This is a genomic window from Brevundimonas bullata, assembly GCF_014207965.1.
Lineage (GTDB): Bacteria > Pseudomonadota > Alphaproteobacteria > Caulobacterales > Caulobacteraceae > Brevundimonas > Brevundimonas bullata_A.
Map to the genome: position 1 here is coordinate 203791 of NZ_JACHLM010000004.1, position 18883 is coordinate 222673.

Genomic DNA, 18883 nt, shown 5'->3' on the forward strand with positions numbered 1-18883 from the left:
GTTGTCCTTTTCTGGCATTACACCGGGTCGCGAATGGGGCGCCGCAGGGGCGACAAGGCGTCGCACCGTGGAACCCGCACGCGAAAGGGGCCGCGCGACCTGCGCCGCGCGGCCCCTCTCCTGTCTGGCAGACGCCTTACAGCGGCAAGGTCAGTTGCACCCCGCCCATATGGCTGTCGGCCTGATCGCCGAAACGCCCCTTGTAGCCAATGGAGACCTTCAGACGGTCCATCACCGTACCCTCGATGCCCACCGAGGCCAGGAACTGACCACCCCAGGGCTGATCGATTTCACGCGCCAGGATCTTCGCCGGGTTACCGGCGATGCCAGTCTGCACCGCGTCGCTGTCGTCGCTGAGGCTGTCACGATAGCCGCCCTCGGCGAAGAAGTGGAAGCGGTCGATGCCCGCCTCGGCGCGCAGGGCGATCTCGGCGGTCGCGCCCTGAACCGAACGGTCCTGATAGGCATACTGGGCCGCGACGCCCTGTTCGGTGAAGGCGTCCACGTCGCTGTTGATCCAGGCCACGGCGGCGCGCGGCGACAAGGCGACGCCGCCCATGTCGAACCACATCCCGCCCTGCAGACGCGCACCCGTGCTGACGCCGCGTGTCGAGCCGGTGTGAACGATCGGGGCCAGGGAGGTCAGGCGGCTGACGTCGTTGAAGTCGTCCTGGGCCACGCCCGCCGCCGCGTTGACGAACAGGTCGCCCGAGCGCCAGCCGCCGTAGATGTCGAGGCCGAACGTGTCGAGGTCGACGTTCAGCGCGCCCGCGTCCACATCGGCGTTGCGGTAAGAACCGGCCAGGCCGAAGCGCATGGTCTCGGTGCCCGACTCCAGCGCGATCCGCACGCCGTAACCGTCCGAGGTCGCCGCGCCGATGGCGCCGCGCGCGTCGGTCTTGGTCCGGTCGGCCAGGGCCGCGACCGAGATCGCCGTCCCCGCCGTCCAGGCGTCGCGGCCGGACAGGCTGGCGGTCGAGCCGTCCAGCGCGTCCTCACGGTGACGCCAGGCGGTCTCGCCCAGCACGGCCGTCTGCGTGCCCAGATCTCCGTAATAGAGGTAATCGTTGGCCAGGCGCGCGATCAGCCTGTGCCCCGCCGCCGTCGGGTGGACGCCGTCCCAGTAGAGGTAGGTATCCGGCGTCGAACAGGCGGTCGTCCCGGTAAAGCAGGCGTCCTTGGCGTTGGTCAGGCCGAAACGCTCCGGGCTGCCCGACAGGGTGTCGCTGATCTTGTAGAGGTCCATCAGGATGATGTTGGTGTTGGGCTGGGCCGCCGCCGTGGCCATCATCCCGGTCAGCAGCGCGCTGTTGAAGGTTGTTCCGGCGTAGTCGGCCAAGGGCGACGCCGGCAGTCCGGGCCCCTTGTTGAACTGCGGCGTGGTGCCCAGTCGCGGCAGGTTGGTCACCAGAATGGTGCCCGCCCCGGCCGAGGCCACGCTGTTGACGATGAACTTCATGTCCGCCGCCGCGCCCAGGGCGACGGTCGAGATGCTGCCCTGCGGGTTCGCCGACGCGCCCGCCGCCGGGATGCCCTGGAAGATGTTATTGGCGCCGCCCAGGATGCTGACCAGATCGCCCGCGCCGAACTTGCCGCCCGCGCCCGTATAGGCCAGCAGTTGATTGCGCATTCCAGGCGGGGAGGCTTGGCTGTCGGTGCGCGCGCCGCCGAAGGCGTAGTTGACGCTGCCCGTCACCGGCGCGCCGGCGGTGTAGCGTCCGGCGTTGAAGCCCAACAGCTCCGTGAACACCGGCCCGTTGGAGAATCGCCCCTGGAAATAGGGCGGCGAGGTCGGGTTCGTGCCGCCCGTCGCGGCGAAAAGATTGCCGTTGTCCGACAGGCTGTCGCCGAACACAACTAGCCGGTTATAGGTTTGGGCCCCGGCGGCGCCGGCCGTCGAGACAGCCGCCAGAGTCAGCGCGGCCAGAGCCGCTCCGCGAAGAAGACGTGACATCGGTGTTCCTCCCTCGACCGTCAGTGCGCGGTCGTTAGTGAGAGGATGCGCCGCTTGGCCGCTAACGCAAGATGCCCCTAGGGAAGCTGAACAACGATCAGTGAAGCGTACGGAAGCGAAGTGTGCCCGGCAGGTCACGCAGGGTCTTCAACACCTCGGGGTCATAGTCGCGATCCACGTCGGTGATGACGTATCCGGTCCGCTCGTCCGTCTTCAGGTGCTGGCCCAGGATGTTGAGGCCCGCCGCCGACAGGGCGCGGTTCAGCTCGGCCAGAACGCCCGGCTGGTTCCTGTGGATGTGCAGCAGACGGTGGGCGCGCGACACCTCCGCCAGTTGCACGTTCGGCAGGTTGACGCAGAAGGTGGTGTCGCCCCGGTTCAGATAGCCCAGCAGGCGCTCGGCCGCGAACTCGGCGATGGCTTCCTGCGCCTCCTCGGTCGAGCCGCCGATGTGGGGCGTCAGGATGACGTTCTTCAGGCCCTGCAGGGGGCTGGCGAAGGGATCGGCGTTGGTGCGTGGCTCCTCGGGGAAGACATCGACCGCCGCGCCGGCGACCCGGCCCGACTTCACCGCCTCGGCCAGGGCGTCGACATCGACGACATGACCGCGCGACAGGTTCAGGAACAGGACGCCCGGCTTCATCCTGGCGAACTGCGCCGCGCCGATGATGGCGGTGTTCTCCTTGCGCCCGTCGACGTGCAGGCTGACGACGTCGGCCTCGGCCAGCAGGGCGTCCAACGAGCGCATGCGCCGGGCGTTGCCGAGGGCCAGCCGCTCCGACAGGTCGTGGAAGATGACGCGCATGCCCAGCCCCTCGGCCAGCACCGACAGCTGCGAGCCGATGGCGCCATAGCCGACGATGCCCAGGGTCTTGCCGCGCAGTTCGCGCGAGCCGGTGGCGGACTTGTTCCATTCCCCCCGGTGCATGGCCGCCGACTTGTCGGCCACGTCGCGCATCAGGACGATGGTCAGGCCGATGGCCAGTTCGACCACCGAACGGGTGTTGGAATAGGGGGCGTTGAAGACGGCCACGCCATGTTCGGCGGCGGCTTCCAGATCGATCTGGTTCGTGCCGATGCAGAAGGCGGCGATAGCCAGCAGACGGTCGGCGCGTTCCAGCACTCGCTTGCTGACGTTGGTCTTGGAGCGGATGCCCAGGACGTGCACGCCCTTAATCGCCTCGATCAGGTCGTCCTCGTCCAGCGCGCCCTTCAGGGTCTCGACGGAATAGCCCGCCTCCTCCAGCCGCTCGACGGCGGCGGGGTGGATGTTTTCCAGCAGCAGCATCTTGATGCGGTTGCGCGGATAGGACCAGCGGCCCGACACGCCCTCGGCGAACAGGACCTCGTCCAGCGAGGCGGCGACGGCGTCGGCGACCTCGATCACCTTGGCCCGGCCGACGACCTCGGTGAAGGCGTAGAAGCGGTCGGCGGCGCCGGCGAGCTTGACCTCGGCGTCGGTCCAGCCGTCGCCGACCATGACCACGGGTCCGGTCAGGTTCAGGGCCTTGATGACCTCGGGCTTGCCGTTGTCGCGCGACAGGGGGTTGGCGTCGTCCACGCCCGTCACCCGGCCCTCGGCGTCATAGATCAGGTCGTTGGCCAGAACGTGATCAGCGGCGATCCCCAGCCGCGCGGCCAGGGGCGCGATCACCTCGCGGAAGCCGCCCGACAGGATATAGACCCGCTCGGCGTGGCGCTCGAAGAAGTCCACGTTGCGGCGGATCGAGGCGCTGGCCTCGTCCAGAATACGGTCGCTCAGGGCCTCGACGTGGCTGCGGGTCAGGGACAACAGGTCCAAACGGCGGCGCAGGGCCGTGCCGAAGTCCACCTGCCCCGTCATCGCCTGGTCGGTCAGAGCCGCGATTTCGGCCTTTTTCGCCGCCGCATCGGGCGCGTCGGACAGGGCGATGTCAGCGAGCGCCTCAAGCGTCTCGATGCGCACCAGGGTGGAGTCGAAGTCGAAGATGAAGACGGGCGAAGTCATGCCCCGCCCCTAGCCCACCTTCGCACCTGCAGCAATAAAAAGGGGCGCCGAAGCACCCCTTTCCGCATGAATTTTCCAAAAACGTCACAATTTGCCGAAACCGCTCGATCCCCCGCTCCTGCGACGGTTTTCCAGGGCCGCAGCGCCGATGGCGGCGGCGATGGTGGCCACGGCCAGCAAGGCCCCGCCCTCCCTGGCGTGATCACGGGCGAAGTCGCCGGCGTCTTCGGCATAGCGGCGCGCCTGTCTGGCGTAACGTTTCATCGGCTTGCGGGAATTTTTGCGCGAACGATGCAGCCAATGTTCAGCCTTGGATTTCGCTTCATGACCGAAATGGCCGGCGCGCTCGCCGGCGTAGCCGCCCAGATCGGCGGCGCGATGGGTCAGATCACCCGCTCCATCCCGCACCCCGCGCGCGATGTCATCAAACCGATGACGAAGCGCCTCGGCGTCGAACCAGCCCCGCGGGTCAACCCGTTCGCGTAGCTGCTGATAGCGGGTCGGGCCTGAACGCTGATTCAGCAGCAGGGCGGCGATACCCACACCGGCCAGCACGGCGACGACGCCGGCGGTGATCCCGGGGTGTTTGCGGACTTCGTCCACGGCGTTGAACTGTCGAACCATAGGCAATCAAACCTCTTCTTGTCGAAACTGTCGTCAGGACAGGAGCGAACCGCGTCAAAAGAGGTTCCGCCACAAACGGCCAAGCTGCAAGCCGCGTGGGCGGATGGCCCCTGCCCCTTACCAAGCAGGGGCAGGCTCCCTATGTTGCGCCGCTTCCGAACAGTTTCGCCTTTTATCAGGATCTTCGCCGTGACCGATCACGCGCCCACCGCACAACCAAACCCCGCCCCTGCCGACGACTTCGCCGCCGCGTTCCAGATCGAAGGCTGGCCCGTGCGCGGCCGCCTGGTGCGGTTGGGCGAGGCCGTGGACAAGGTCCTGTCTGCCCATGACTATCCCGCACCCGTCGCCGGCCTGCTGGGCGAAGCCTGCGTCCTGGCCGCCATCGTCGGCTCGGCGCTGAAATTCAAGGGTCGTTTGATCGTTCAGGCCCAGGGCGACGGCCCGGTGCGCTACGTCGTCGCCGACTACGACACGGCGGGCACGCTGCGCGGTTTCTGCCGCTTTGACCCTGAAGAGGTGGCCGCGGTGTCCGAGGGCGACGTCCGTCCCGGCGCACAGGCGCTGCTAGGCAAGGGCGTCTTCATGATGACCATCGACCGAGGCGAGGATTTCGAACGCACCCAGGGCATCACGCCGATCGAGGGCGAGAGCCTGTCGCTGTGCGCCGAACACTACTTCACCCAGTCCGAGCAGGTGCCGACCAAGGTGCGCCTGGCCGTGGGTCAGGTGACGACGGCGGCCGGCACGGCTTGGCGCGCGGGCGGCGCCATGATCCAGGTCATCGCCAGCGACGACGCGCGCGGTTCGACCGAGGAAATCTGGGAACGCACCCGCGCCCTGTTCTTCACCCTGGGCGACGACGAACTGATCGACCCCACCATCAGCGCCGAGACATTGCTGTTCCGCCTGTTCCACGAGGACGGCGTGCGGCTGGAAGGCGCCCAGCCTCTGACCGCCGTCTGCCGCTGTTCCAAGGAAAGGATCACCGGCGTCCTGGGCTCCTTCCCGGTCAGCGACCGCGCCGAAATGATCGAGGCCGACGGCTTGATCCGCGCGACCTGCGAATACTGCTCGACCATCTATGAGATCGACCCGGAAGAGATCGCGAGCTGACACATCAATCGCCCTCCCCTTCATGGGGAGGGTGACTGAGCCCGCAGGGGGAAGTCGGGTGGGGACGCTTTAGCAAATCAAGCGCCGCGCTCCGTATCGCCGCCCCCTCCGGTCGCTTGCGCGACCACCCTCCCCATGAAGGGGGAGGGAGAATTCTTCTAGCTGTTCAAATCCAGCGAATAGCCCGCCGAACGCACCGTCCGGATCGGGTTGACCGTGCCCTCGACGTTCAGCGCCTTGCGCAGGCGACCAACGTGGACGTCGACCGTGCGGGCCTCGACATAGACGTCCGAGCCCCAGACGGCGTCCAGCAGCTGTTCACGGCTGAACACCCGGCCCGGATGCTTCATCAAATGATCCAGCAGGCGGAACTCGGTCGGGCCGAGGTGGATTTCCTTGCCGGCACGACGGACGCGGTGGGCGACGCGGTCGATGACGATGTCGGCGTGGTTGATGCGATCGTCGGCCAGGCCCGGACGGATGCGGCGCAGCACCGCACGGATGCGCGCCGTCAGTTCCGTCATCGAGAAGGGCTTGGTCATGTAGTCGTCGGCGCCGGTGTCCAGGCCGCGCACGCGGTCAGATTCCTCGCCGCGCGCGGTCAGCATGATGATCGGCAGGTTGCGGGTCTCGGCCCGACCGCGCAGACGACGGCAGACCTCGATGCCCGACAGCTTGGGCAGCATCCAGTCCAGCAGCACCAGATCGGGCAGGCGCTCGTCGACCTGCAACAGCCCCTCCTCCCCGTCCGCCGCCACGGTCACGTCATAGCCTTCCTTCTCCAGATTGTACTGGAGCAGGGTGGCCAGGGCGTCCTCGTCTTCCATCACCAGAATATAGGGTTGCACGTCAGGCTCTCCGGTCGGTCGAAGTCGTCAGCGGGAAGGGTCAGCCAGCCGTCGGGTCGGACGGCGGCGGTGTCGAAATATGCGGCGTGGAGGTCTGTTCCTCGCCGGGGCCAGGGACGGCCTTGGGTCGTTCGCCCAGGATGTCCTCGCCGGTGATCTCATAGTGGACGGTTTCGGCGATATTGGTCGCGTGGTCGCCGATCCGCTCCAGGTTCTTGGCCATGAACAGCAGATGGGTGCAGGCCGTGATCGTGCGCGGATCGCCCATCATGTAGGTCAGCAGTTCGCGGAACAGGGCGTTGTAGTGCTCGTCCACCTCGTCGTCGGTGCTCCACACCGACAGGGCGCGTTCCAGCTCAGACGCCGTGTAGGCGTCCAGCACGTCACGCAGCCGGGTCGAGACCAGACGGCCCATCCGCTCGATCGAGCGGGTCAGCACCTGCATCGGCTCGCCCTCAGCCAGGATCAGCGCCCGCTTGGCGATGTTCTTGGCCAGATCGCCGGTACGCTCCAGATCGGAGGCCAGCTTCATGGCCCCCAGCGTCCGGCGCAGGTCCGAAGCCACCGGCTGACGCAGGGCGATCAGGCGGATGGACTTCTTCTCGATGTCGCGATGCAGGGCGTCCAGACGGTTGTCGCGCTCGACCACCGCCTTCGCCAACGCCACGTCGCGACGGGCGACGGATTCGATGGCGTCCGCCACCTGCGCCTCGGCCAGACCGCCCATGCGGACGACCTCGGCCGTCAGCTGGTTCAGTTCGTCGCCGTAAGCCTTGACCGTGTGCTGGTTCATGCTCGCGCCCTTAGCCGAAGCGGCCGGTGATGTAGTCGAGCGTGCGGCGCTCGCGCGGATTGGTGAAGATCTCTTCGGTGTCGCCGGTCTCGACCAGCTTGCCCATGTGGAAGAAGGCCGTGCGTTGGGACACGCGGGCCGCCTGGGCCATCGAGTGGGTGACGATGACGATGCAGTAGCGCTCGCGCAGTTCGTCGATCAGTTCCTCGATCTTGGCCGTGGCGATCGGGTCCAGCGCCGAGCAGGGCTCGTCCATCAGGATGACTTCGGGTTCGACCGCGATCGCGCGGGCGATGACCAGACGCTGCTGCTGACCGCCCGACAGGCCGGTGCCCGGCGAGTGCAGGCGGTCGGCGACCTCTTCCCACAGACCCGCGCGCTTCAGCGCCTTCTGGACGATGTCGTCCAGTTCGCCCTTGGACGTGGCCAGGCCGTGAATCTTGGGCCCATAGGCGACGTTCTCATAGATCGTCTTGGGGAAGGGGTTGGGCTTCTGGAAGACCATGCCGACCTGGGCGCGCAGCAGGACCGGGTCGATCTTGCGGTCGTTGATGTCGCCGCCGTCCATCTCGATGCGGCCGGTCACGCGGCAGCCCGGAATGGTGTCGTTCATGCGGTTCATGGTCCGCAGAAAGGTCGACTTGCCGCAACCCGACGGCCCGATCAGGGCCGTGACGGTCTTGTCCGGGATGTCCAGCGAGACATCGAACAGGGCCTGCTTGTCGCCGTAGAAGACGCTGACGTCGCGCGCGGCGATCTTGATCGGACCCAAGGGCGCAGACGCATGGGCGCCGACCACCGGGGCGGTCGTCAGGGGTGCGGGTTCGCGGACGGCGGAACCGCCGCCTTGGCCCTCAGGGGCGCGGAAGATGTTGAACTTCATAAGACTACCACCGGCGTTCGAACCGCCGACGCAGCAGGATCGCGGCGGCGTTCATGACGATCATGAAGGCGAGGAGCACAAGGATGGCGGCGGCGGTCCGCTCGTGGAACGCGCGCTCCGACGCGTTCTCCCAGATGTAGATCAGCGAAGGCAGGGCGCCGACCGGCTCGTCGATGGCATGGGGCACGCCGGGGACGAAGCTGATCATGCCGATCAGCAGCAGGGGCGCCGTCTCGCCAAGGGCGTGGGCCATGGCGATGATCGAACCCGTCATGACGCCCGGCATGGCCAGGGGCAGGACGTGGCCGAACACGGTCTGGGTGCGGCTGGCGCCCATGGCCAGGGCCGCCTCGCGGATCGACGGCGGCACCGCCTTAAGCGACGAGCGCGTAGCGATGATCACCGTCGGCAGAGCCATCAGGGCGAGAACCAGACCGCCGACCAGCGGGCTGGCGCGCGGCAGGTGCAGGAAGTTGATGAAGAGGGCCAGCCCCAGCAGGCCGTAAACGATCGACGGCACCGCGGCGAGGTTGTTGATGTTGACCTCGATGATCGCGGTCAGGCGATTGCGCGGCGAGTATTCTTCCAGCCAGACAGCGGCGCCCACGCCGACCGGAATGGCGATCAGGGCCGTGACCAGCAGCATCAGGGCCGAACCGACCACGGCGCCCAGCAGACCCGCCAGCTCCGGCTGGGTCGAGTCGCCCTTGGTGAACAGGGCGCTGTTGAAGTGCGCCCGCACGGCGCCGGACGCCTTCATCCGGTCCAGCCAGGCCATCTGCTCATTACTGATGCGGCGTTGATCCTCGGGCGTGGCCTGGGAAATCTCGCCCTTCAGATAGAGGTCGGCGTTGTCGGACAGGGGCGCCGAGACCGGCACCGTCTGGCCAACCAGGCCGGGCTGGCGCGCGATCATGCCCGCCGCCTGGAACTTCAGCTCCGACGAGAACAGGGCCTTCATGGCCGCGGCCTTGGAGCCTTGGGCGTCGTCTTGGATGCCCAGACGGCGCACCTGTTGCTCGGCCACCATCTGCTCGAAATTGGCGCCCTGAGGATAGCCGCGGTCGATGCGCGCCGGGTCCATATAGACCGGCAGGGTGACGCTGTGGGCGTAGAAGGCCGTGCGGCCCTGCATGATGATGCTGCCCAGCAGGATCACCAGGAAGATCAAGGCGAAGCCGATGGCCGCGCGGCCATACCACTTGAAGCGGGTCTCGCGGGCGTAGCGACCGCGCAGCCGGGCCTGCAGCCGCTGGGTGCGCGAACTGACGCCGGTCACGGTCTGGCCCGTCGGGTTTTGGGCGGCGTCAGTCATATTGTTCCCGATAGGCTTGCACGATGCGCATGGCGACGATGTTGAGCAGCAGGGTGACGACAAACAGGGTCAGGCCCAGGCCGAAGGCGGCCAGGGTTTTTGGGCTGTTGAACTCCTGGTCGCCGGTCAGCAGGGTGACGATCTGCACCGTGACGGTCGTGACCGTATCCAGCGGGTTCAGCGTCAGCTTGGCGGCCAGACCGGCGGCCATGGTCACGATCATGGTCTCGCCGATGGCGCGCGAGATGGCCAGCAGGAAGGCGCCGGCGATGCCCGGCAGGGCGGCGGGCAGAAGCACCCGCTTGACCGTCTCGGACTTGGTCGCGCCCATGGCGTAGGATCCGTCGCGCAGGGACTGCGGCACGGCGTTCATGATGTCGTCGGACAGGGAACTGACGAAGGGGATGAGCATGATGCCCATGACCGCCCCGGCCACCAGAGCCATCTGGTTCTGCACCAGCAGCAGGTATTGGCCGATCCCGTCCAGCGGTCCGCCGACCAGCCAGCCGCCGATGGTGTTGAAGAAGACGCGGAAGGCCGGGCCCACGGTCAGGGCGGCGAAGAAGCCGTAAACCACGGTCGGCACGCCGGCCAGAACCTCAAGCAGGGGCTTGACCACGGCGCGGGTGCGACGACCGGCGTATTCCGACAGATAGATGGCCGAGAACAGGCCGATCGGTCCCGCCACCATCATGGCGATCATCATGATCAGGAAGGTGCCGGCGAACAGCGGCACGGCTCCGAAGGCGCCCGACGAACCGATCTGGTCGGCGCGGATCGCCATCTGCGGGCTCCACTTGGTCCCGAACAGGAATTCGGTGATCGGCACCGAGTTGAAGAAGCGAAGGCTGTCCCAGACCAGGGAGAAGATGATGCCGACCGTCGTCAGCACCGCCACCGCCGAACAGGCGAACAGGACGATGCTGATCCAGCTCTCCACCCGGTTGCGGGCGCGCAGGTCCGGGCGGATGCGGACGAAGACGAAGACGCCGCCCAGAATGGCCGCGATCAGGGCCGCGACGCCGCCGCCCCAGCTCAGGGCCGACGAGATACGGTGCGCGCGGCGTCCCTCGGCCGGGAGTTCCTCGGCATAGGGGGCGGGCCAGATCTGCTGGGCCTCAAGGCCGTCGCCGATGCGGCGCGCGTCCGAGAAGAAGGCCTCGCGACGGAAGGGCTCCAGCTGGGCGACGCTGTCCGGCGCGCCGGCGGCCAGCATCTGGCGCTCCAGCGGGGCCGAGAAGATCGAGGCGGCGATCAGCACGACCAGAGCCGGCATGCCGACCCAGATCAGGGCGTAGAGGCCATGCTGCCCCGGGCGCGAGTGGGCCTTCACCCCCGCGCTGCGACGCGTCGCCAGCCTGCGCCCGCCCAGATAGGCGAGAACAGAGAAGCCGATCAGCAGTAACAGAAAAATCCAGATCATCCGGGTCCGTACGCGCGTGAATCACAACGCATCGGGGGCCGGTGCGTTTCGGCCCGGAAACTGCCCGCGATTGGCGAGCGGAATAAGACGGCGGCGTGACAGTTCTGTTACGACGCCCATCCTTCATGTCGCAGGCCTGTCACGCCACGGGTCCGCCCCCAGAATCCGCGTCCCGCGCGGGCGCCAGGGGGAAGCAGGCGGTGAAGATCGCCCCCTGCCCCAGAGCGCTGTCCACGGCCAGACCGCCGCGGTGGCGGATGATGATGTGGCGCACGATGGCCAGGCCCAGGCCCGTCCCCTGTCGTTCGCCGCTCTTCTGGCCCTCGACGCGATAGAATCGCTCCGTCAGGCGCGGCAGGTGCTCGCGCGCCATGCCGGGGCCGTGGTCGCGCACGGTGACGACGGCGTATTTCTGACCCGCCTCGCGGTCCGGCGTGGCCAGCGACAGACGCGTGCCCTCGGGCATCCGCGCCGTCATGACCTCGTCAAGACTAAGGTCGCGCTCGATGGCGATCTCGATCACCCCGCCGCTGCTGGAGTATTTCAGGGCGTTGTCGATCAGGTTCTGAATCACCTGAATGATCTCGTCACGGTCGCCCGAGACCGTCGCGCCGCCCTGTCCGAGGTCGGCCTTGATGGTGACGCCGCGCTCGCTTGAGATGACGCTGACCGCGTCCACCACGTCCGAGGCGGCCCGCGCCAGATCGACCCGGCCCAGCGGCGCGATGTGCTCGTTCAGTTCAATCCGACTCAGCGACAGCAGGTCGGCGACCAGCCGCCCCATGCGGTCGGCCTGGATCGCCATGATGTCGAGGAATTTGTCGCGCGCCTTGGGGTCGTCCTTGGCGTGACCCTTCAACGTCTCGATGAAGCCCGACAGCGAGGCCAGCGGCGTGCGCAACTCATGGCTGGCGTTGGCCAGGAAGTCGACGCGCATCATCTCCATGCGCCGTGTGTCGGTCTCGTCACGCAGCGCCAGCAGGGCCAGCGTCCCGGCGCCCCACAGATGGGCGTCCCGCTCAGGCAGCGGGCGGACAAAGGCCCGCCAGTGACGTTCCTGGGCGCCCCCGCCGACGTAATCGACCGTGCTGCTGAAATCGCCGAACAGGGCCTCGTCCACCGCCTCCAGCACCTTGGGATCGCGGATGACCGAGACCAGCAGCCCGCCACCGGCCCCGTTCAGGCGAAACAATTCGCGCGCCGCAGCGTTGGCCAGGGCGATGCGACGCCCGGCGATATCATCGGCCTCGCCGCCGCTGATGATCAGGATGGGATCAGCCAGGGCTTCGAACACATCGGCCAGCAAGGCGCCGTCGGGGGCCAGATCGACAGGCCCGCTGCCGTCCAGTTCGCTGATGCTGGCCAGAGGCTGAGGCCGACGATTGACCAGCCAGGTCGTCGTCGCCACCGCCACGGCGCCCGCCGCCAGCCAACCCGCCAGTTCCGGCTTCATCACCGCCAGCACCGCCATCACCAGAATGGCCACGCCGCCGCTGGCGCCGGCGGTCCAGAGCCGGGACGAGGCGGTGGGTGCGACCGGCGAAGGCGAGTGCTCATACGGCATGAAAATCGACGTTATCTCATTATTCAGCGACTGGCCCTAGGCTGGCCGCGACTCGAAAGACGACCGGGTGAGCCGAGATGGTGGCGCATAGCGTAGTTTGTTCACCGATTTGCGGCAGTCTTTTCGGCGGGTTGGAGGGGCTTGTGACGTGAATACGATCCTGAACTGCCTGGTTCAGCAACACGATTGGCGGATTCTGCCCTTCGCCCTGCTTGTCTCCGTCTTCAGCCTGCTGATCGCCCTTTGCCTGTTCGATCGCGCCCGCAATGTCGCCCGACGCTCGCGCCGTGTCTATCTGATCGCCGTGCCCCTGGTGGCCGGCCTCGGCGTCTGGAGCACCCACTTCATCGCCATGAAGGCCTACGACATCGGCGTCCCGGCGCGATATGACGTGAGCGAGACCGCCGCTTCGCTGGCGGTCGTCATCGTCGCCTTCTACGTCGCCATGCACCTGGCTTTGGCGGATGTCGGCCGCATGGGGCGCCTGGTCGCCGCCTTGACCTGCGGCCTCGGCGTCGCGGCCATGCATTTCCTCGGCATGTCGGGACTGCGGCTCTCAGGCGCCATCCTGTCGTGGAACGCCCCGCTTGTCGTGGTGGCGGTCATCGGCGGCATGCTGTTGGTCAGCGGGGTTGCCCTGCTGCCTTGGCGTGTGGGCGCCAAGCGGGTCATCGTCGCCACCATCTTGGCGGCGCTGGGGGTCTGCTGGCTGCATTTCGTGGCCATGAGCGCCGTGGTCATCACGCCGACACCCGGCGTGATCCTGCCGGTCGCCGCCGCCGCCGAAACCACCCTGACCCTGTGGATCGGAGCCAGCGTCGGCCTGCTGGCCATCATCGCGGCCTTCCTGACCGGCATGGTCTGGTGGTCGCGACACAGCGCCCTGGGCCAGCTGCGCGAGGCCATCGAAGCCATGCCCGACGGCCTGGGCTTCTATGACGCTGACGACCGGCTGGCGATCTGGAACCGTCGCTACACGGAGATCAATCCCGAGGTGACGGCAGCGCTGAAGGTCGGCGTCACCTTTCGCGAAGTCCTGATGGCGGGCATCAACGCTGGCCTCTATCCTGCCGCCCTGGGGCGCGAAAGCGCCTGGATCGCCGAGCGCATGGCCAATCGCCGTCGTCCCAGCGGGGCGATGGAGCAGCAGATCGGCGGCCGCTGGCTGCGGGTTCAGGACCGCAAGACCGCCGAGGGCGGCACGGTCACCGTCTGCTCCGACATCAGCGACATGAAGCGCGACGCCCAGGCCCTGGCCGAGGCCAGAGACGCCGCCGACGCCGCCAACCGCGCCAAGAGCCAGTTCCTGGCCAATATGAGCCATGAGATCCGCACGCCACTGAACGGCGTCATCGGCGTGGCGCAAGCGCTGGCCCGAACCGACCTGAACGAGCAGCAGCACGAAATGCTGGAGCTGATCCATTCCTCCAGCCGCACGTTGCAGACCCTGCTTAGCGACATTCTCGATCTGGCTCGCGTCGAGTCCGGGCGGTTGGAACTGGGCGACGAGCCCTTCGACCTGACCCGCGCCGTAGAGGAAGCCGGACAACTGTACGCCGCCGCCGCCCGCGACAAGGGCCTGCAGTTCTTCGTCGAGGTCGCGCCCGAAGCGCGCATCTGGATGCACGGCGACGCGGTGCGGCTGAAGCAGATCCTGACCAATCTGGTCTCCAACGCCGTCAAGTTCACCGCCTCCGGCTTTGTCAGCCTGACGGTCGACGCCGGACCGCAGGGCCTGCGCTTCGTCGTGCAGGACACCGGCATCGGCTTCGACGCCGAGACGCGCGACCGCCTGTTCAGCCGTTTCGAACAGGCCGACGGCGACATCACCCGTCGCTTCGGCGGTTCCGGCCTGGGCCTGGCCATCAGCCGGGAACTGGCCGCCATGATGGGCGGCGGACTGGGCTGCGAGAGCGAGCCGGGCGGCGGCGCCGCCTTCATCCTGACCCTGCCGCTACGTCCAGCCGAGGCGCCCGCGCCGACGCCGACCCTCGTTGCATCGGAGGACTCGGTCTTTGTCGAGACCACGCGCCGTCTGCGCATCCTGGTCGCCGACGATCATCCCACCAACCGCCGCGTGGTCGAGTTGATCCTGGACCAGGCGGCCGTCGATCTGGTTTCGGTCGAGGACGGAGCCGAGGCGGTCGAGGCCTGCCGCGCCGCGCCCTTCGACCTGGTGCTGATGGACATGCAGATGCCAGTCATGGACGGGCTGACGGCCACCCGTGAAATCCGCCTGCACGAAATCGCCATGGGCATGCCGCGCACGCCGGTCGTCATGCTGACCGCCAACGCCCTGCCCGAACATATTGCGGCAGGAACCGAGGCCGGCGCCGACCGCCATCTGGCCAAGCCGTTCAGCGTCGAGGCCCTGCTGGCTATGGTGCAGGAACTGACCACGGACGCGCCTCAGGCCGCTGAGCGAGCGGCCTGAGAGTCTTCGTCTTCTATTCGTAGCCGTGAGCGGCTTCGTTGATCACCTGTGACGGCATGGTCGAGAAGTCGATGCTGACCGGCTTCACCGCCTTGGCCTGAAACGTCTTGATGACGTGGTCCAGGCGCTTGCGGACTTCCTTCGTCGCCTCGGCGTCCGGGTCGAGACCCAGCGGCGCCAGGCAGAATTCGATGATCGCGTGGGGTCGGTTCAGAGGTTCCATAGGCTCATTCCTTTCCTAAGCGGCGTGGAACTGGGCGGTTTCGGTGGAGTCTTTCAGGGCCGTGGTCGAGGACTGGCCGTTCGAGATCACCGTGGCGACCTGATCGAAATAACCGGTGCCGACTTCGCGCTGGTGACGGGTGGCGGTGTAGCCGGCCGCCTCGTTCGAGAACTCGCGCTGCTGCAGCTCGGAATAGGCCGCCATGCCGCGATCGCGATAGCCGTCGGCCAGCTCGAACATCGAGTTGTTCAGGCTGTGGAAGCCGGCCAGGGTCACGAACTGGAACTTGTAGCCCATGGCCCCCAGCTCGCGCTGGAACTTGGCGATGGTGGCGTCATCCAGCTTGGCCTTCCAGTTGAAGGAGGGCGAGCAGTTGTAGGCCATCAGCTTGCCCGGATGCTCCTTCTGGATCGCCTCGGCGAACTTCTTGGCGTCGTCCAGATCAGGGTGCGAAGTCTCCCACCACAGCAGGTCGGCGATGTTGGCGTAGGAAAGGCCACGCGCGATGCAGTGATCCAGACCCGTGCCTTCCTTCAAGCGGAAGAAACCTTCGGGCGTGCGGTTTTCGCGATCGATGAAGGGCTGGTCGCGCTCGTCGATGTCCGAGGTGATCAGTTGGGCGCTCTCGGCGTCGGTGCGGGCGACCGTGATGGTCGGCGTGCCCATGACGTCGGCGGCCAAACGGGCGGCGACCAGGTTGCGGATATGGGCCTGGGTCGGGATCAGGACCTTGCCGCCCAGGTGGCCGCACTTCTTCTCAGAGGCCAGTTGGTCCTCGAAGTGGACGCCGGCAGCGCCCGCCTCGATGAAGGCCTTCATGATCTCAAAGCTGTTCAGGGGCCCGCCGAAACCGGCCTCGGCGTCAGCGACGATGGGCGCGAACCACTCACGCTTGGCGCCGCCCTCAGCGTGCTCGATCTGGTCGGCGCGTTGCAGGGTACGGTTGATGCGGCGGCACAATTCCGGCGCGGCGTTGGCCGGATACAGTGACTGGTCGGGATACATGGCCCCGGCGGTGTTGGCGTCGGCGGCGACCTGCCAGCCCGACAGATAGATGGCCTTCAGGCCCGCGCGGACCATCTGCATCGCCTGATTGCCGGTCACGGCGCCCAGGGCGTTGATGAAGGGCTCGTCGTGCAGCAGCTGCCACAGACGATTGGCGCCGCGCTCGGCCAGGGTGTGGGTGACCGGCACCGAGCCGCGCAGGCGCAGGACGTCCTCCGGCGTATAGGGCCGTTCGATGCCGTCGAAACGGCCGGCGGGCGAAGGAACCAGATCGGCGAAGGTCGTCATGTTCGTCTCGGTCTCGATAAGGCGCGGCCGCAGCCGCTGTCCCGAAAACCTGAACACGCATCCGTCACGAAGGACACATAGATAGAAGCACCATTCAAGTCAAACAGTCACATCATGACACTTGCTAAGGAGTCATGTTGTGACATGATCGCGCCATGAACGCCGCCGCTGATCGCAAACTCTTCCTCGGCGGCCGCCTGAAAAGGCTGCGGCGCGACCTCGGCCTGTCGCAGACGGCGATGGCGAGCGACCTGGGCGTCTCGCCCTCCTATCTGAACCATATCGAGCGCAATCAGCGTCCCGTCTCGGCCCAGTTGCTGCTGCGTCTGGCCGAGACCTATGACGTCGACCTGAGGAACCTGGGCCAATCCGGCGGTCCCGCGTCCGAGGCTGAACTGGCCGAGGCCTTCGCCGACCCCCTGTTCCAGGGCCTGGCCGTGCCGCGCCACGAGATCGTGCAACTGGCCGAGGATCAACCCGCCGCCGCCGACGCCATCCTGCGCCTCTACCGCGCCTTCTCCGACCGCCGCGTGCGCGACCGCGCCGAGGCCGAGGCCGGCGGCGGCGCGGCCCCGACCGACAGCCCGTCGGAATGGGTGCGCGAGTATGTTCAGGCCCGCCACAACCACTTCCCCGAGCTCGACGCCCTGGGCGAGGCCCTGCACGACGCCCTGCGCGCGGAAGCCCCCGCCCCCGACGAAGGCTTCGAGGCCCTGGCTCGAGGGCGCCTGTTCGCCCGCCACGGCCTGACTGTGCGCACCCTGCCCGCCGAGGTCATGGTGGAATGGACCCGCCGCTTTGATCCGCACCGGGGACGGCTGCTGCTGTCCGACGCGCTCGGCCCCTCCTCGCGCGCCTTCGCCGTCGCCTGCCAACTGGCCCTGATGGAGCACGGGGCCGAGCTTCAAGCCCTGACCGAGGCGGCCAACGCCCCCGACTCCCCAACCCGCAACCTGCTGAAGGCCTCGCTGACCAACAGCCTGGCCGCCGCCGTCCTGATGCCCTACGCCGCCTTCCAGCGCACAGCGGAAGAGACCGGCTATGATTTGGCCCGGCTGCAGGCCCGCTTCGGCGTCGGCTTCGAGCAGGCGGCGCACCGGCTAACCACCCTGTCACGTCCCACGGCGCGCGGCGTGCCCTTCTTCCTGATGCGAGTGGATCAGGCGGGCAATGTGTCCAAGCGCTACGCCTCCGGCGCCTTTCCCTTTTCGCGCTTCGGCGGGGCCTGCCCGCGCTGGCGGCTGCACTCGGCCTTCCGCACGCCCGGCAGGATCGTCACCCAGATCATCGAGACACCCGATGGCGGCCGCTGGTTCACCCTGGCCCGCACGGTGGACCGTCAGGGCCAGGACGCCTTCACCGAAGGCCAGGACCTGGCCATCGGCCTAGGCTGCGAGCTGAAACACGCCCACCGCCTCATCTATGCGCGCGGCCTGGACCTGCAAAAGCCCGAGATCACGCCCATCGGCCCGGCCTGCCGTCTGTGCGAACGCCACCCCTGCGCCGAACGCGCCGCCCCGCCGGTCGGGCGGGCGCTGACGGTGGACGACTGGTCGAAGTCGGTCAGTCCCTATCCGTTCGCCTGACGGCTTAGTGCGCCAGCAGCAGGGCCACCGGGCTTTCGGTGATCAGGGTCTGGGTCACGCCGCCGAAGATCCACTGCCGCATCCGGGCGTGGCCCCAGGCGCCGCTGACGATGGCGCCGGCCTTCATCTCGGCGGCGCAGTCCAGCAGACGACGGCCCGACGAGCGGTCGTCATGGGCCCGGGCCTCGGCCTCGGCCTTGACGCCATGACGGGTCAGCCAGGCGACGACGTCGGCTGTGCGTAAACGCGCGCCGTCCATGTCCTCGGGATCGCAGAGCTCCAGCACGCGCACGCTTTCGGCCTCGCGCAGCATGGGGATGGCGGCGACGGCGGCCAGACGACTCTCGCGACTGTCGGTCCAGGCCAGCAAGACCGGAGACCCGACCACGGACCGCGCCGGGTTCGGCGGCAGGATCATGACCGATCGCCCCGCCCGCATGGCCAGATCAGCCGGATGCGGCGCCCGCCAGCCGCTGGCGTTGGCCGCGTCGCGCCCGACGATCAGCACGTCGGCGGCGCGGGCGTGCTTGATCAACAGGCTGGTCGGATCGCCCACGTCGGCGCGCCATTCGCACGACACGCCCGCGCGGGTCGCGATCTCCCGAAAGCGATCCTCCGCGCCCTTCAGCGCCTTCTCGGCGCGTTCGTGCTGCTCAATCAGCACCTCGCCGAGCAGAATGCCCGCCCCATAGGCGTCGGCCATCGGCGTCTCGGGTGCACAGGCCGACACTCCGATCAGGTGCGCCCCGTGCGCCTTGGCCAAGGCGGCCGCCTGCTCAATCCGTTGGGTGTTGTCGGCTTCGTCATCGACATAGACGATCAGGCTGGACCAGGTCATCG

Annotated in this window: 15 protein-coding genes and 1 pseudogene; 3 read left to right on the forward strand and 13 right to left on the reverse strand. The window is 67.6% G+C overall.

Going from position 1 to position 18883, the window contains the following annotated elements; all coding sequences use genetic code 11:
• Window positions 1-136: 136 nt before the first annotated feature.
• The 4 genes and pseudogenes from HNP51_RS12975 to HNP51_RS12985 all read right to left on the reverse strand — a co-directional run bounded on the left by HNP51_RS12975 (window position 137) and on the right by HNP51_RS12985 (window position 4565).
• Window positions 137-1954, reverse strand: a complete 1818-nt coding sequence (locus HNP51_RS12975) for an autotransporter domain-containing protein (protein WP_184271153.1) — start codon at window positions 1952-1954, stop codon at window positions 137-139.
• A 97-nt stretch (window positions 1955-2051) separates the two neighbouring features.
• On the reverse strand, window positions 2052-3281 hold the full coding sequence (gene serA, locus HNP51_RS12980; protein ID WP_409360127.1) for a phosphoglycerate dehydrogenase: 1230 nt from the start codon (window positions 3279-3281) through the stop codon (window positions 2052-2054).
• A 135-nt stretch (window positions 3282-3416) separates the two neighbouring features.
• A pseudogene (locus tag HNP51_RS19015) lies at window positions 3417-3941 on the reverse strand (HAD-IB family phosphatase); the annotation flags it as partial.
• Window positions 3942-4025: 84 nt separating this feature from the next.
• Window positions 4026-4565 (reverse strand): hypothetical protein, encoded by a 540-nt coding sequence (locus HNP51_RS12985; RefSeq protein ID WP_184271568.1) that lies wholly within the window; start codon window positions 4563-4565, stop codon window positions 4026-4028.
• A gap of 189 nt (window positions 4566-4754) precedes the next feature.
• On the opposite strand from HNP51_RS12985, the gene HNP51_RS12990 reads away from it, so the two are divergent.
• Window positions 4755-5681 (forward strand): Hsp33 family molecular chaperone, encoded by a 927-nt coding sequence (locus tag HNP51_RS12990; RefSeq protein WP_409360123.1) that lies wholly within the window; start codon window positions 4755-4757, stop codon window positions 5679-5681.
• A gap of 158 nt (window positions 5682-5839) precedes the next feature.
• Here the strand turns inward: HNP51_RS12990 and phoB are convergent, their stop codons facing one another.
• The 6 genes from phoB to HNP51_RS13020 all read right to left on the reverse strand — a co-directional run bounded on the left by phoB (window position 5840) and on the right by HNP51_RS13020 (window position 12507).
• Window positions 5840-6529 (reverse strand): phosphate regulon transcriptional regulator PhoB, encoded by a 690-nt coding sequence (gene phoB / locus HNP51_RS12995; RefSeq protein ID WP_184271162.1) that lies wholly within the window; start codon window positions 6527-6529, stop codon window positions 5840-5842.
• Between the two features lie 40 nt (window positions 6530-6569).
• Window positions 6570-7322: a phosphate signaling complex protein PhoU gene (phoU, locus tag HNP51_RS13000; RefSeq protein WP_184271165.1), complete on the reverse strand. Its 753-nt coding sequence runs from the start codon at window positions 7320-7322 to the stop codon at window positions 6570-6572.
• Window positions 7323-7332: 10 nt separating this feature from the next.
• A complete protein-coding gene (pstB, locus tag HNP51_RS13005; RefSeq protein WP_184271168.1) occupies window positions 7333-8205 on the reverse strand; it encodes a phosphate ABC transporter ATP-binding protein PstB in 873 nt (290 codons plus the stop codon).
• Window positions 8206-8209: 4 nt separating this feature from the next.
• The gene (pstA, locus tag HNP51_RS13010; RefSeq protein WP_184271171.1) at window positions 8210-9520 is read right to left on the reverse strand and encodes a phosphate ABC transporter permease PstA; all 1311 of its coding nucleotides are present in this window, start codon (window positions 9518-9520) and stop codon (window positions 8210-8212) included.
• Complete coding sequence (gene pstC / locus HNP51_RS13015; RefSeq protein WP_184271174.1) at window positions 9513-10943, reverse strand: phosphate ABC transporter permease subunit PstC; 1431 nt, start codon at window positions 10941-10943, stop codon at window positions 9513-9515. Before pstC ends, pstA begins: the two co-directional genes overlap by 8 nt.
• Before the next feature lie 139 nt (window positions 10944-11082).
• Window positions 11083-12507 (reverse strand): cell wall metabolism sensor histidine kinase WalK, encoded by a 1425-nt coding sequence (locus HNP51_RS13020; RefSeq protein WP_184271177.1) that lies wholly within the window; start codon window positions 12505-12507, stop codon window positions 11083-11085.
• A gap of 148 nt (window positions 12508-12655) precedes the next feature.
• On the opposite strand from HNP51_RS13020, the gene HNP51_RS13025 reads away from it, so the two are divergent.
• Window positions 12656-14941, forward strand: coding sequence for an ATP-binding protein (locus HNP51_RS13025; protein WP_184271180.1), 2286 nt, complete (start codon window positions 12656-12658; stop codon window positions 14939-14941).
• 13 nt (window positions 14942-14954) lie between these two features.
• Here HNP51_RS13025 and HNP51_RS13030 read toward each other — a convergent pair whose 3' ends face one another.
• Together HNP51_RS13030 and aceA are read right to left on the reverse strand one after the other, a co-directional pair.
• Complete coding sequence (locus tag HNP51_RS13030) at window positions 14955-15164, reverse strand: hypothetical protein (protein ID WP_114817991.1); 210 nt, start codon at window positions 15162-15164, stop codon at window positions 14955-14957.
• Window positions 15165-15179: 15 nt separating this feature from the next.
• The gene (gene aceA, locus HNP51_RS13035) at window positions 15180-16457 is read right to left on the reverse strand and encodes an isocitrate lyase (RefSeq protein WP_184271183.1); all 1278 of its coding nucleotides are present in this window, start codon (window positions 16455-16457) and stop codon (window positions 15180-15182) included.
• Window positions 16458-16612: 155 nt separating this feature from the next.
• Between aceA and HNP51_RS13040 the strand changes: the two genes are divergently transcribed.
• Window positions 16613-18043, forward strand: a complete 1431-nt coding sequence (locus tag HNP51_RS13040) for a short-chain fatty acyl-CoA regulator family protein (RefSeq protein ID WP_184271186.1) — start codon at window positions 16613-16615, stop codon at window positions 18041-18043.
• Between the two features lie 4 nt (window positions 18044-18047).
• Here the strand turns inward: HNP51_RS13040 and HNP51_RS13045 are convergent, their stop codons facing one another.
• A complete protein-coding gene (locus HNP51_RS13045; RefSeq protein WP_184271189.1) occupies window positions 18048-18881 on the reverse strand; it encodes a universal stress protein in 834 nt (277 codons plus the stop codon).
• Between the last annotated feature and the right edge of the window lie 2 nt (window positions 18882-18883).